We start from the raw sequence: 14,147 nt of genomic DNA on the forward strand, positions 1-14,147 counted from the left end.
CGGCTAGCGACATCGGACAAGACAAGAGGGCGCGGATCGCAAGGTCCGCGCCCTTTCTTCTGGGCGCCTTCGAAAGCGGACCCGGCAGGCGTTTGAGGAGAGGGGGAAGCCGACTTCACTCCCGGTCCCGCGAAAGCTCCGTCTCGCATCACGAAGCAGGCATAGGGATTTTCAAGGACGCGGACCTTAAGCACACGCGGCTAACTGACGCGGACAGCCCAAGCCGAGGTCTCCGTTAACGCCGTCCATGAGCACTATCGCCGTTAATCAGCGAGGTTCGACATGCTTGGCTCCCTAAAGATCGCCCACAAGCTCGTGGCGGCCTTCACCGTGCTGGTGACCTTGGTGGCTTTGGTGTGCGTTCTGGTCCTGACCGGCGAGCAAACCATCAAGGCCAGGGCGGCCGAGGATCACCGCGACCTGACGCGCGACAGCCTGATGGCCAAAGCCAACGACGCCCTTGTCGAACAACAGAACGCCGTCCGCGGCTATCTGGCGACCAACGATCCGTCATTCCTCAAGCGCTACAACGGCTTCAAGGCCGACTATGCGGCGGCTCTCGATGTCCTTCTCGCCGAGCCCACCGACAACGGCGACAAGGACCGTCTGACGCGCTTCGCCTCGGCCGTTCAAACCTTCTCGGGCCAGACCGATCTCCAGATCGCCCAGGGCGGAGATCCGACAAAACTAGAGGCCGCCCGCGCATCATTGCTGACCGCAGGACGTCTCACCGCCGTCCGCAAGGTTGGCAAGGAGATCGCCGAACACTCCGAGGCCGCGCGGAACCAGCGCGAGGCCTCGCTGTCGGCGCTATATCGTTGGGCTGAAATCGGCCTGGGCGTTGTCGGCGTGCTGACGATCGGCCTTGCCTGCGCCATGGGTTGGCTTCTGACCCGGGCGATCGCCAACCCTGTCCGCGATATGACCGCCACGATGCGGAGCCTGGCGGCCGGCGACAACACCGTCGAAGTGCCCGCGGTCGGACGAAGCGATGAGATCGGGCAAATGGCCGATGCGGTGCTGGCCTTCAAGCAATCGGCGATCGACAAGCTGAAGGTGGAGCATAGGGCGGAGGATCAGCGCCAAGCGGCCGAACGCGATCGCGTGATCCATGACGCCGAGCGCGCCGCCCATGCCCGCGAACAGGCCATCGTGGTGGAACATTTGGGCGTGGCGCTGGATCGCCTCGCGGCTGGCGACCTCACCTATCAGATCCAGACCGGATTTCCCGCCACCGCCGCCAAATTGAAAGAGGATTTCAACGCCGCCATTCAGCACCTCAACATCGCTATGGCGGCCATCGACGGCGGCGCGCGTAGCATCCTTGGCGGCTCATCGGAGATCAGCAAGGCCGCCGATCAGCTGGCCCAGCGCACCGAACGCCAGGCCGCGAGCATCGAAGAAACCGCCGCCGCGCTTGAAGAACTGCTGGCGACGGTCCGCCGCTCGGCCGACGGCGCCGCCTCGGCCAGGACTCAGGTCCAGACCGCGCGCGACGACGCCGAGCGCGGCGGCGCGATCGTCGCCGAGGCGGTGATCGCCATGAGCGCCATCGAAAAGTCGTCGCACGAAATCGAGCAAATCCTCAGCGTCATCGACGAGATCGCCTTCCAGACCAATCTCTTAGCCCTGAACGCTGGGGTGGAGGCGGCTCGGGCCGGTGACGCCGGACGTGGCTTCGCCGTCGTCGCGCAGGAAGTGCGGGCCCTGGCCCAGCGCTCCGCGGAAGCGGCCAGAGCGATCAAGGGCCTCATGCTGGCCAGTTCCGGTCATGTGGAGAACGGCGTGCTGCTCGTCAACCAGACGGGCGAGGCGCTCCAGCGCATCGTCGGGGGCGTCCGACAATCGGCCCAGGTCATGGAGCAGATCGCCGCCGCGGCTCAGGAGCAGTCGCAGGGATTGGGCGAGGTCAATATTGCCGTCAACCAGATGGATCAAGTCACCCAACAGAACGCCGCGATGGTCGAGGAATCAACCGCCGCCAGCCGCTCGCTGGCCGACGAGGCGCATGAACTGACACGCCGCGTGGGGCACTTCACAATCGACGCCGACGCCGCGCGCTTAGCGGCTTAGAACCCCCCTCCGCGCGGCAGCCTGGCCCCGAGATGAAAGGCGCCGACGGGCGGATCTTCCAAGGCCGCCTTTGCCCAGAAGCGAGCGCCATTCATCAGCAACGCCAAGATCCGGCGCGGGTGGGGAACAGCTATCGGCGCCGGCCGGATACCGGACCTCGGATCACGCTTTCGGACGAAGTGTCGGTCCTGGCGTGAAAAACGGACGTCAGGCCCGGCTTTCAGCGCCGGGGCGGATGGGATGCAGGCCGTACCAGATGACGAAGCCGATCATCATCGCCATACCGACAGCGGATGGCAGAACCTGGCTCAGCGGCTGCCACTCGGCCAGCAGATTGCCCACCCCGGCTGAAAGCATGGCGAAGTAGAAGCCGATCATCTTCACGCCGTGATCCAGGGGACGGACCCAGCGATACCAGGCCCCGACCCACAGCGACCGGCTTAGATCATAGGCCGTCATCGTCAGCAGATAGCCGATGGTCGTGTAGCCAATGGCCGGGGTCCAGGACGCCGTGCCTCGCCCCATCTGGAAAGCCACGAGCAGAGCCATCCCCACGCCCAGGGTCGACAGCAGGGTGTCCGGCAGGCGTGGCCCGCGCCGGTTGAGCGACAAGGTCCGCAAGCCGCTGAGATACTGATACCCGGCCGTGAGGGTCGCGGCGACCAGCGGCGCCGGCGGTCGAAACAGGATCACCGCCAGCACCGCGCTGGACAGGACCACAAGACCCAATCCCGCGGTGGCGCGCCCCGACCAGCGATGCAGCGGACCGCCTTTGCGGCAGAACAACGGTATGAGACCGATGAGCAGGGCCAGCGCCCCGGTCGAGACGTGGGCGGCGATGTTCAACGTGTGCGCGTCGGTCATGCGAAGACTATGTTGAGGCGGAGCCCACCATAGCAAGCAAATAGGATGAGGCCGGCCTCGCTCCAACGTTCAACTTGGCCCGAAAGCCGACGCCCGTCCCTAGGCCGTCTTCGCCATCTTCCGCGCGACGTACTTCTTCACGCGCTTGCGGGTCTTCTTCAGCAGGCGCCAGCGGGCGCGGCGCAGGACCATCTTCTCGGTACGGAGCATCTGCTGCCAGACGACCAGCAGCACTTCAGGCTCGCGGCGCATCAGGCGGCGGATCGGGAAGACCAGCTTGGGGTGGCGCTTCTGCCAGCGGATGAAGGTCTTCCGCGCGGCGAACGAGTAGCGCAGCACGATCATCAGCCCGATGACCAGCAGCGGCAGGCCCAGGTGCCCCGGCAGCGGCGTCAGCACCGCTCCGGCCAGGATCACCAGCGTGCCGAAGCCGATGGCGATCCAGCGGAAGGTGCGGGCGGCGGACTCGCGCAGCAGCAGGGCCAGCCGCGCACGGCGGCGAACCTTGTGCTTAATATCGTCAATCGTGGCGACCGCGCTCACCTTTGGCTGCGCTTCACGGCGCGCTGCTTCAGCGACTTGCGCCAGCGAACGGCCACCCGCCACCTGCGCGGCACGATCAGGCGCTCGACGCGCAGGGCCTGCTGCCAGGCCACCAGCACGACTTCCGGCTCGCGGCGCAGCAGGCGGCGCAGCGGGAAGATCAGCTTGGGGTGGGCGTGCTGGAAGCGGACGAACTGCTTGCGGGCCTTGAACGAATTGCGCAGCACCAGCATCAGGCCGACCACGGTCAGCGGCAGCCCCATGGGGCCGGGCAGCGGCGCGATCAGTATGCCGCCGATGACCAGCAGCACACCCAGTGTCACCAGAATGACGCGCAGAAAACGCGCGACGAGCTCGCGGGCGAGGTCATCGGCGGTGCGTTGGGCGCGCGGCATGGCGAGTGCGAAAGCAGTCATGGGAGGACGAAACGGGCTTGCGCGCCGCTTGCTCCCTGGAAAAGCCAGTCAGCCCGGATGCGCCCCCCCGATATGTGGAGACAACAGGGCGCCGTAAAGGCGCCCTGCCGTCGCAAGGGGGGTATGGAATTTGCTATTCAGCGGCTAGTGGCGCCGCGGCCACAGGTTTCCACCTCAACCGGGGCTTGCGGGCCGCCAGGGTCTCATCGAGGCGGCGGAGCGGAGCGTGGAACGGCGCGCCCTTGAAGCGCTCCGTCTCGCCCGCCTTGGCCGCGCCGGCGAGCAGGCGAAGCGCCTCGATGAAGCGATCCAGCTCCTGCTTGCTCTCGGTTTCGGTCGGCTCGATCAGCATCGCGCCGTGGACGACCAGCGGGAAGTACATGGTCATCGGGTGGAAGCCCTCGTCGATCATCGCCTTGGCGAAGTCGAGCGTGGTCACCCCGGTGCCTTCCAGCCAGCTGTCGTCGAACAGGGCCTCGTGCATGCACGGACCGTCCGGGAAGGCCGGGCTCATCACGTCCTTCAGGCGGGCCTTGATGTAGTTGGCGTTGAGGACGGCGTCCTCGGCCACCTGCCGCAGGCCGTCGGCCCCGTGGCTGAGCATGTAGGCGTAGGCGCGGACATACATGCCCATCTGGCCGTGGAAAGCGCTCATGCGGCCAAAGGCGGTCTTGGCCCCCTCTTCGCCGGCGTGCTCGACCAGGGTGAAGCCGTCGTGGCCGTGGACCAGCCAGGGCGTCGGCGCGAAGGGCGCCAAAGCCTCCGACAGCACCACAGGACCCGCGCCCGGACCGCCGCCGCCGTGGGGCGTCGAGAAGGTCTTGTGCAGGTTGATGTGCATGGCGTCGACGCCCAGGTCGCCCGGGCGCACCCGGCCGACGATGGCGTTGAAATTGGCGCCGTCGCAGTAGAAGTAGGCGCCGGCCGCGTGGGTCAGCCGGGCGATCTCGACGACGTCGCGTTCGAACAGGCCGCAGGTATTGGGGTTGGTGACCATGATCGCCGCGACGTGGTCGCCGAGCTTGGACTCCAGGTCCGCCATGTCCACCCGGCCGTCTTCCGTCTGGGCGATCTCGACGACAGTGTAGCCGACGAAGGCCGCCGTGGCCGGGTTGGTGCCGTGGGCGCTGGTCGGAGCCAGCACCGTCTTGCGGTGGCCCTGACCGTTGGCTTCGTGGGCCGCGCGGATGGCCAGCATGCCGCACATCTCGCCGTGGGCGCCGGCCTTCGGCGTCAGGGCCACGGCCGGCATGCCGGTCAGGGTCTTCAGCCAGTGGGCCAGACGGTCCATCAGCTGCAGGGCGCCCTGCACGGTCGACTGCGGCTGCAGCGGGTGAATGTCCGAGAAGCCCGGCAGCCGCGCCATCTTCTCGTTCAGGCGCGGGTTGTGCTTCATCGTGCACGAGCCCAGCGGATACAGCGCCAGGTCGATGGCATGGTTCTTCTGGGAAAGGCGCACGTAGTGGCGGACGGCTTCGGGCTCCGACAGGCCCGGCAGGCCGATGGGCTCGGCGCGCAGCAGGCCGGCCAGGTCGCTCGACGGGGCGGCGGCTTCCGGCAGGTCGACGCCGGTCTTGTTCCAGCCGTCCAGTTCGAAGATCAGGGCCTCGTCCTGAAGGAGACCACGACCGCCGGTCAGGGTCTCGTGGCCGGTGGCGGCGTCGTTCGCGGTTTCGGGACGCGTGGGGCGGCCGACGTTGTTCATGCTCATTGGGCCACCGCCTTGGTGAGGATCTTGGCGAAGAAGGGGATGTCGATATCGAGCGTGGTCTCGGTGGCCGCGACCAGCAGCACGTCGTTCAGGCCCGCGTCCGCGTCGAGGCGCGAGAACGGCACGCCGGCGATGACGCCATGGCCGGCCAGGGTCTCGACGACCTCGGCCGCATCCTTCGGCAGCTTGATCGCGAACTCGTTGAAAAAGCGCGGGGTCAGGATCTCGACGCCCGGCACGGCCTTCAGGGCGTCGCGCAGGGCGACCGCCTTCTGGTGGTTCAGGGCGGCAAGCTGGCGCAGGCCAGTCTCGCCCAGCAGGCTCATGTGGATCGAGAAGGCCAGGGCGCAGAGACCGCTGTTGGTGCAGATGTTCGAGGTGGCCTTGTCGCGGCGGATGTGTTGCTCGCGGGTCGACAGGGTCAGGACGAAACCGCGCTTGCCATCGGCGTCGATGGTCTCGCCGCACAGGCGGCCCGGCATCTGGCGGACGAACTTCTCCTTGCAGGCGAAGAGGCCGACATAGGGGCCACCGAAGTTCAGGCCGTTGCCGATCGACTGGCCCTCGGCCACGGCGATGTCGGCGCCCATCTCGCCGGGCGACTTCAGCAGGCCGTACGAAACGGCTTCGGTCGTTACCACGATCAGCAGCGCGCCGGCCGCCTGGGCGGCCTCGGCGATCCGGGTCACGTCGGTGACCGTGCCGAACACGTTCGGGGTCTGGACGACGACGCAGGCGGTGTCGGCGTCGATGGCGGCGATCACCGCGTCCTCGGCGTCGATCGCTGGGGCCATCGCCTGGGTGCTGACGCCGGCCGCGTGGGCCAGGGTCTCGATGGTCTCGACATAGTGCGGGTGGACACCGCCCGACATCACCGCCTTGTTCCGGCGGGTGACGCGCTGGGCCATCATCACCGCCTCGGCCGCGCCGGTCGAGCCGTCATAGAGCGAGGCGTTGGCCACCTCCATCCCGGTCAGGGCCGCGACCTGGCTCTGGAATTCGAACAGCACCTGCAGCGTGCCTTGGGCGATTTCCGGCTGATAGGGCGTGTAGCTGGTCAGGAACTCCGACCGCTGGATGATGTGGTCGACCGTGGCGGGCACGTGGTGGCGATAGGCGCCGGCCCCGCAGAAGAACGGTCCCTCCCCCGCCGAGCGGTTGCGACGAGCCAGGCCGGCCATCTCGCGCTCGACCTCGATCTCGCCGGCGTGCAGCGGCAGGTCGACGGTTCCGGAACGCTGGGCCGAGGCCGGCACGTCGATGAACAGGTCGTCGATCGACTTGGCGCCGATCGCGCCGAGCATCTCGACGCGGTCTTCGGGGGTCAGGGGGAGGTAACGCATCTTTCGGTCCTTCTCCCTTCCCCCTCAATGGGGGAAGGGGCGGGGATGGGGGGTGTCTACGGCGGTGGAGCTAGAGCGTGCTCAGGAATGCTTCGTACGCGTCGCGGTCCATCAGGGCGTCGACCTCGGCCGGGTTGCTCAGCTTGATCTTGGCGAACCAGCCGCCGCTTTCCGGCAGGGCGTTGACGGTTTCCGGCGCATCGCCCAGCTCGGCATTGCCTTCGACGACCTCGCCCGACACCGGGGCGTAGACGTCGGAGGCGGCCTTGACGCTTTCGACGACGGCCAGTTGCTCGCCCTGCTTGACGACCTTGCCGGCCTCGGGCGTCTCGACGAACACCACGTCGCCCAGCTGCTCGGCGGCGTAGGCGGTGATGCCGACGGTGGCCACGTCGCCCTGGACGATGACCCATTCATGATCTTTGGTGAAACGCATTGCCTGGGCCCTTGATTAGAGTTTGCGGACGTAACGGTTGGCGACGAACGGGGTGGCGACCACTTCAGCGGCGGCGGCCTTTCCACGAACGATGACCTTGAGCTTCGTCCCCACGGCCGCATAGGCCGGCGGGGCGAAACCGATGGCGATGGGGAAGCCCAGGCTGGGGGCGAAGCCGCCGCTGGTCACATTGCCGATGACATTGCCCGCTTCGTCGGCGATCTCGGCGCCTTCGCGGGCCGGCGCGCCTTCCAGCACCTTCAGATTGACGCGGACGCGCGACAGCTCGCCGGCCAGTTCCTTGGCGATCCGGGCCGCGCCCAGATAGTCGCCAGCCTCGCGGCGCGACTTGCCGACCGCGAAGTTCAGACCGGCCTCGATTGGCGAGACCGTCTCGTCCAGGTCATGGCCGTACAGCGGCAGGCCCGCTTCCAGGCGCAGGCTGTCGCGCGCGCCCAGGCCGATCGGCTTGACGCGCTCATCGGCCAGCAGGGTGTCCCAGATGTGCTCGGCGGCGTCGGCCGGAACCGAGATCTCATAGCCGTCCTCGCCCGTATAGCCCGAGCGAGAGATGATCGCGTCGACGCCGAAGGCGGTCAGGGCCAGCGTGTCCATGAACACCATGCCGGCGGCTTCCGGAACATGAGCGGCCAGGACGGCGGCGGCCTGCGGACCTTGCAGCGCCAGCAGCGCGCGGTCCTCCAGGCGGGTCACCGTGGCCTCGCCGGCCAGGGCCTCGGCGATGATCTTGTAGTCGTTGTCCTTGCAGGCGCCGTTGACCACCACGAACAGGCCGTCGTTGTCGGGGCGCGCCGTCATCAGGTCGTCGATGATCCCGCCCTCGGCGTTCAGCAGCACGCCATAGCGTTGCTTGCCGGCCTTCAGGCCCTGGTAGTCGGCCGAGACCACCTTCTCGAAGCTCTTGGCCGGGTTCTCGCCCCGGATACGCGCCTGGCCCATGTGAGAGACGTCGAACAGACCGGCGTGCTCGCGGGTCCAGAGGTGCTCCTTCAGCACCCCGTCCTTGTACTGCACCGGCATCGAGTAGCCGGCGAACGGCACCATGCGCGCGCCAAGCGCCACGTGGGCCTCGTACAACGGGGTCTTCTTGAGGTCTTGATCGGACACTGGACAGGCTCCAAGCGGGGTCGGCGACGGGACCGGCGTCCGCCGGCAAGTCGCCCCCGCTGTCCCTTGGACCTGAGAGATTCCGGCCTCGCCCCTCTGCCGGACGGGTTTGGCCTTGCTCCTTCGGCGAGCCGCCCTTTCGGGAGGCCTCTTTCCAGCGTTCCTAAACCCGCGCGGTCCTTTTGCCTGAGCGTTTCCGGGGCGGTTGCGCCTTCGGCCTCGGGAGCGAATCCCGATGTCTCCCGCGAGGGTCTTCGGGGTGATGCGGGAGGGTCACCTCAGAGTCAAGCTGGACCGGCTTCTTTCAACTCCGATTTCCCCGGCGAATGCCGGGGCCCGGATTCATCATGAGAGTCGGACGTGCTCGCGCCCACGCGACGAGCAGAACCACTAGCGCGCTTGGCTTCGATCTGGGCCCCGGCATTCGCCGGGGAGATCGGACAACTTAGAGGTTCAAGCCTACAAACCAGTCGTCCTCGCCGATCGGCGGGCCGGGCGGGATGACGACCTTGGCCTTGCCTTCCTCGATCAGCCCGGCCAGGCGGTCGCCGCTTTCATCGGTGACGACGCCAGCCAGGGCGCGAGCCTGGGCGCGGTCGGCGGCGTCGCTTGCGGTCACGGCCTTGAGGCCCTTGCCCCAGTCGGCCAGACGCGCGCGGATCACGGCGGCCGCGGTCGGGGACAGGTCCTTGTCGCCCAAGGCGTTGGCCAGGTTGACCACCATCCTCTGGCGGACGCGACGCGCCAGCTCGGCTTGGCGGCCCGTCGCCTTGCCATCGAAGGCGGCGAAGGCCAGGGCCTTGTCCAACAGCCCCTCGACACCCGGCTGGGCCGGATCGCGGCGCTTGGCCTCCATGAGACGGTTCAGGCGCGCCGGCGCGAACAGGTCGCCCCAGACGAGGTCGGCGGCGACGTCGGCGGTCGCGGGGAGGTCGAAGACCGGCCCCTGGCCGAAGGTCTCGACATCATTGGCCTTGTCGGCGCCCTGCGACTGGCCCGAGGTCAGGACATCCAGGGTCTTGTCGGAGAGGTCCAGCGCGGCGGGCGCCAGCGTCCTCAGCAGCGCGTCGATGGCGGCGGCCTGGCGGGCGGGCGGAACGATCTTGCTGGCCTCCCGGCCATCGCCCTCGGCGGCGTAGGTGAAGTCGACGCCGCCGACCAGCTTGGCCGTCGCGTCGACCTGATAGCGGTGGAAGATATAGATCGGCACGATCACGCGGCGCAGATCGGCCACCGACCCGCCCTTGGGCAGGTTGGCCAGGCCGAAACGGTCCAGCGCGATCTTGCGCACGGCCATCAGATGGTCGAGCTCGACGACCGGATCGGAACCGTTGTCCCAGACCGCGCCGACCGGATGCGGCGTGTCCTGCCCGCGCGCATCCTCGTCGGAGACATAGCGCAGGCCGTCGGCCTGGCTCTTGTCGGCCTTGGCCTTCAGCCAGGCCTTCTCGTCGACGCCAGCCGGGGCGACGCCATACAGCCAGTCGATCACGAACTTGTCCCAGGCGCCGATCCCGCGCCCATAGGCGTCGGAGAAGTCCAGCTGGCCGCCCTTGATGGCGATCCTCGGGGCCGGATAGTCCATCACAGAGGCGCGGTCGCCATAGGTGCTGGCGGCGAAGTTGTGCTGCAGGCCGATCGAGTGGCCGATCTCGTGCGGCGACAGCTGGCGGATGCGGGCCAGCGAGATCTCGATCGGATCGTTGGGGCCGCCCTGGCCAGTGGCCGCCGCGCCTTCCAGTCCCTCGAAGATCAGCCGGTCCTGGCGGACGCGCTGCGAGCCCAGCAGCACGTCGCCCTTGATGATCTCCCCCGTGCGCGGGTCGACCACCGCGTGGCCGTAAGACCAGCCGCGCGTCTGGCGGTGGACCCAGTTGACGACGCTGTAGCGAGCGTCCAGCGGGCTGACGCCCTCGGGCAGCAGCTCGACCTTGAAGGCGTCGATGAAACCTGCGGCCTCGAAGGCCTGGTTCCACCAGCGGCCGCCCTCGATCAGCGCCGAGCGCACCGGCTCGGGCGCCGCGCGGTCAACATAGAACACGATCGGCTTCTTGACCGGCGAGCGGGCGGCGGTCGGATCGGTCTTCTCCAGCCGGAAGCGGTGGACCAGCCGATAGACCAGCGGCTCGCCCAGCGGCGCGGAATAGTCGGCCACGGTGTGGTCGATCACGCCCACGCGCGGATCGTTCTGGCGCGGCTGATAGCCCGGCTCGGGCAGGGCCACGAACGAGTGGTGCAGGGCCAGGGTCACGTTGCGCGGGTCGGGGACGATGCCGCGAACCTCCGAACCCGGATCGTCGCCGACGAAGGTCTCGACCGCCTCCAGCTCGACGTTCAGCGGGAAGACGTTCACCGCCCCCGTGTCGGCGTAGGACAGGCTGTCGTTCAGACGGAAGTCGCCCTGCTTGCCGCGCTTCAGCGTCTTGGCGACGCCTTGGGCGTCACGGGTGAGGAAGCTGGTCACATCGACCAGAAGGCCCCCGTCCGGACTTTCAGCCTCGATGGCGTTCGACCAGACGCTGGAGATCGGGAACGAGTCGGCCACCGCCTTCTGCTCGTCGACCGAACCCCGCGCGGCCGAGAAGCCCCAGTTCTCGAACTGGGCGATGACCTTGCCGCCCACGCGGCGGAAGGCGATGATCTGGGTGTCGCCCGGCGCCGAGCGGTCCAGACCCGTCGGGTTCGAGCCCAGACCCGACCGCAGATAGGTCTGGTAGATATAGCGCCCCGCGATCCCGTCCGCGCCCGGCTTGGGCAGCAGCACCAGGATCTTGCCGTCCTTCTTGTCGACGAACACCGGCAGGAGGCCGTCCTTGCGTTCGAGGCCGGCGGTGGCGTCGGCGAACTTGTTGGTTTTGGGCTTGGCCTTCTCGGCGAAGGCCGGCGCGGCGATCGCGCTGACGCAGGCGCTCGCCATCAACATGGCGACCACGGACTTGTTCATAACCCCTCCCGACACACGCAAGCGCGGCCGGGACTGTCGTGCGCCCTCGCGGCGATTGCAACCGCCGCGAGGGACTCGAACCCTACATCCGTTCCGGCGCTTCGATGCCGAGCAGGTCGAGGGCCAGCACCAATTGGCGCAGGGTGGTCTCGGCCAGGCTCAGGCGGGAGGCGCGCAGTTCCTCGGTGTCGGCGCTGACGATCGGGCAGGCCGCGTAGAACTTCGAGAACGACTGAGCCAGCTTGTAGGCGTGCTCGGCCACGAAGTTGGGGGCCTTCTTGTCATAGGCCTCCTGCAGAGCGCCCTCGAAGGCGTCCAGCAGCATGGCCAGGTCCCGCTCGGCAGGTTCGCGGATCACGATGCGACCGGCGACGGCGCCGGCCTCGGCGGCGCGGCGCAGCACGCTCTTGATCCGCACCGACTGGTACAGCAGGTACGGTCCGGTCTTGCCCTCGAAGCTGGTGAAGCGGTCGAGGTCGAAGACGTAGGAGGTGCCGCGGAAGTTCTGCAGGTCGGCGAACTTCAGGGCCGCGACGCCGACCTTGTGGGCGGTGTCCTCGAACTGCTCTTCGGTCAGCTCGGCGCCGAGGCCGGCTTCGCGCAGGCGCTCGCGGGCCTTTTCGCGGGCCATCTCGATCAGGTCGTGCAGCTTCAGGACGCCGCCGGCGCGGGTCTTGAAGGGCTTGCCGTCCGCACCGTTCATGGTGCCGAAGCCGATGTGCTCCAGCGAGCCCTCGGCGGCGTAGCCGGCCAGGTAGGCGGCGCGGAACACGGTCTCGAAATGCAGGGCCTGGCGCTGGTCCACGCAGTAGAGGATCAGGTGGGGGTCGAACGACTTGCGGCGGTCCAGGATCGTCGCCAGGTCGGTCGTGCCGTACATGGCCGAGCCTTCCGACGACACCACCAACAGCGGCGGCACGTCCTGCTTGTCGCCCTCGCGGGCCACCCGGACGATGCGGGCGCCCTGGTCGTCGACCAGCAGGCCCTTGTCCTCCAGCTGGCGGACCATCGGCTCGATCAGGTCGTTGACGTCGCTCTCGCCCTTCCAAAGGTCGAAGTCGACGCCCAGGGCGTGGAACTCGCGCTCCAGGGCCACGCGGCTGACATTGACGAAGTGACGCCACAGCAGGCGATAGCCGAAGCGGCCGTTCTGCAGCTCGGCGGTGGCCTTGCGGGCGCGCTCCTTGAACGCCGGATCTTCCTTCTGGCGCACCGAGGCGGCCGGATAGATGCGGTCGAGGTCGGCCAGGGTGATGCGGCTCTCGAACTCGGCCATCACCTTGGCCTCGTCGGCGGCGCTGAAGCCGCGCGGAGCCTCGGGAAGCTTCTGCATCAGGGCGTTGATGAACGCGTCCTCGTCCATGATGGCGCTGATCAGCAGGCCCATCTGGAAGCCCCAGTCGCCGAAGTGGGCGTCGCCCACCACGTCGTCGCCGCGGAAGCGGTACAGCCGCTTGACCGACTCGCCGATGATCGAGGCGCGCAGGTGGCCCACATGCATCGGCTTGGCGACGTTCGGGCCGGCATAGTCGACCAGCACCCGGCGCGGGCTTTCCAGCAGCTGGGCGCCGGCGCGATCGTCGGAAGCGATCTCGCGGGCGCGGGCCGACAGGGCCTCGTCGCTGACGCGCATGTTGATGAAGCCGACTCCGGCGATCTCGACCGAGGCCAGGCGCGGGTCGCCCTTGAGGATATCGACGACCTGCACGGCGATCTCGCGCGGATTGCGCTTGGCGCTCTTGGCGGCCGCGAGGGCGCCGTTGCACTGGAAATCAGCCAGGTCGGGACGGTCGGAGGCGGTGACGCGTCCGAATTCGGGAGGCAGTCCGGCGGCCTGGAAAGCGGCCGCGGCCGCCTCGCTCAGGGACCGCTTCAAATCGTTCATTGCTTGGTGGTGTTCCCTGCTTGCCCAGCTTGCTGAGCCTGTGCGGCCTGACCGGCATTGACGCGGAAGCGCTTGCCGTCGCGGTTGAAGGCGGCCATTTCCGGGGTCACGTCGAAGCCCAACAGGACCTCGAAGTTGCTGCCGCTGACCTTGTCATCGGCGCGCGGAATGGTGATCTGCTCGATCGTGTCGGTGGCGTATACGCGATCCTTGCCAGGCGCGAAGGTCACCGGCAGGTCGAAATATTCCTTGGCGATCACGGACTGGTTCCGCTCGGTGACGGCGACCCAGTAGCGATAGACGTGCTTGTCGCCCTCGGCCTGCGGGCCGCGGCCCAGCTGGAACAGGGCTTCGATGCGGATCCTGATAGGCTCGTTGGCCTTGTAGGCGCAGCCCGACGAGATGCTCTGGATCTCGCCCGTGAAGCCGGCCTGGTTGGCGGCTTCCTTGCCGTCCTTGAACTCGACATAGCGGCTGGCGTCGTACAGCACCTTCACATAGGGGCACGGGCCGGCGTTGCGCAGCTGCTGCAGCGGCGCCTTGGGCTGGTTCCACTCCTCGTCGCGCTTCTTCTTCTTCGCGGCGCCGCCGTCATCGTCGGGGCCACCGCCCTGGCCGCCGCCGGGCCCCATCTGCGCATGAACAGTCGTCGCCGTCGCGACGAACGAGACGGCCATCATGGCGCTGAGGGCGAGCGGAAGAATGCGGCGCATGAAACGTCCGGTTCGAGAAAAAGAAGAGCCAAGCGGGACCATGCAGCCCCTTCGGCGTCATGCAGCCTGATAAAGGCATATGCGTGACGTC

The 14,147-nt window shown here is 67.9% G+C and carries 11 protein-coding genes and 1 riboswitch; of the genes, 1 reads left to right on the forward strand and 10 read right to left on the reverse strand.

Features of this window, described 5'->3' with window-relative positions; genetic code table 11:
* Positions 1–282: 282 nt before the first annotated feature.
* On the forward strand, positions 283–2,073 hold the full coding sequence (locus tag AC1RNC_RS20515) for a methyl-accepting chemotaxis protein (protein ID WP_492888120.1): 1,791 nt from the start codon (positions 283–285) through the stop codon (positions 2,071–2,073).
* Positions 2,074–2,280: 207 nt separating this feature from the next.
* Here AC1RNC_RS20515 and AC1RNC_RS20520 read toward each other — a convergent pair whose 3' ends face one another.
* The 10 genes from AC1RNC_RS20520 to AC1RNC_RS20565 all read right to left on the reverse strand — a co-directional run bounded on the left by AC1RNC_RS20520 (position 2,281) and on the right by AC1RNC_RS20565 (position 14,056).
* On the reverse strand, positions 2,281–2,937 hold the full coding sequence (locus tag AC1RNC_RS20520) for a hypothetical protein (RefSeq protein WP_492888121.1): 657 nt from the start codon (positions 2,935–2,937) through the stop codon (positions 2,281–2,283).
* Between the two features lie 99 nt (positions 2,938–3,036).
* The gene (locus AC1RNC_RS20525) at positions 3,037–3,480 is read right to left on the reverse strand and encodes a hypothetical protein (RefSeq protein WP_492888122.1); all 444 of its coding nucleotides are present in this window, start codon (positions 3,478–3,480) and stop codon (positions 3,037–3,039) included.
* Positions 3,477–3,896, reverse strand: a complete 420-nt coding sequence (locus AC1RNC_RS20530) for a hypothetical protein (protein WP_492888123.1) — start codon at positions 3,894–3,896, stop codon at positions 3,477–3,479. The genes AC1RNC_RS20525 and AC1RNC_RS20530 overlap by 4 nt, the downstream gene beginning before the upstream one ends.
* Positions 3,897–4,029: 133 nt before the next feature.
* On the reverse strand, positions 4,030–5,607 hold the full coding sequence (gcvPB, locus tag AC1RNC_RS20535; RefSeq protein ID WP_492888124.1) for an aminomethyl-transferring glycine dehydrogenase subunit GcvPB: 1,578 nt from the start codon (positions 5,605–5,607) through the stop codon (positions 4,030–4,032).
* Positions 5,604–6,950: an aminomethyl-transferring glycine dehydrogenase subunit GcvPA gene (gene gcvPA / locus AC1RNC_RS20540; RefSeq protein ID WP_492888125.1), complete on the reverse strand. Its 1,347-nt coding sequence runs from the start codon at positions 6,948–6,950 to the stop codon at positions 5,604–5,606. Before gcvPA ends, gcvPB begins: the two co-directional genes overlap by 4 nt.
* A gap of 70 nt (positions 6,951–7,020) precedes the next feature.
* Positions 7,021–7,386, reverse strand: a complete 366-nt coding sequence (gene gcvH, locus AC1RNC_RS20545) for a glycine cleavage system protein GcvH (protein ID WP_125155078.1) — start codon at positions 7,384–7,386, stop codon at positions 7,021–7,023.
* Positions 7,387–7,401: 15 nt separating this feature from the next.
* Positions 7,402–8,514: a glycine cleavage system aminomethyltransferase GcvT gene (gcvT, locus tag AC1RNC_RS20550; protein WP_492888126.1), complete on the reverse strand. Its 1,113-nt coding sequence runs from the start codon at positions 8,512–8,514 to the stop codon at positions 7,402–7,404.
* 164 nt (positions 8,515–8,678) lie between these two features.
* Positions 8,679–8,769, reverse strand: a riboswitch (glycine riboswitch).
* 190 nt (positions 8,770–8,959) lie between these two features.
* Positions 8,960–11,458 carry a zinc-dependent metalloprotease gene (locus tag AC1RNC_RS20555; RefSeq protein WP_492888127.1) on the reverse strand — a complete coding sequence of 833 codons (2,499 nt, stop codon included), beginning with the start codon at positions 11,456–11,458 and terminating at the stop codon, positions 8,960–8,962.
* A gap of 82 nt (positions 11,459–11,540) precedes the next feature.
* Complete coding sequence (gene argS / locus AC1RNC_RS20560) at positions 11,541–13,343, reverse strand: arginine--tRNA ligase (RefSeq protein WP_492888128.1); 1,803 nt, start codon at positions 13,341–13,343, stop codon at positions 11,541–11,543.
* Positions 13,340–14,056 (reverse strand): Tat pathway signal sequence domain protein, encoded by a 717-nt coding sequence (locus tag AC1RNC_RS20565; RefSeq protein ID WP_492888129.1) that lies wholly within the window; start codon positions 14,054–14,056, stop codon positions 13,340–13,342. The genes argS and AC1RNC_RS20565 overlap by 4 nt, the downstream gene beginning before the upstream one ends.
* Between the last annotated feature and the right edge of the window lie 91 nt (positions 14,057–14,147).

The organism is Caulobacter sp. GW822-FHT01G02 (assembly GCF_058802865.1).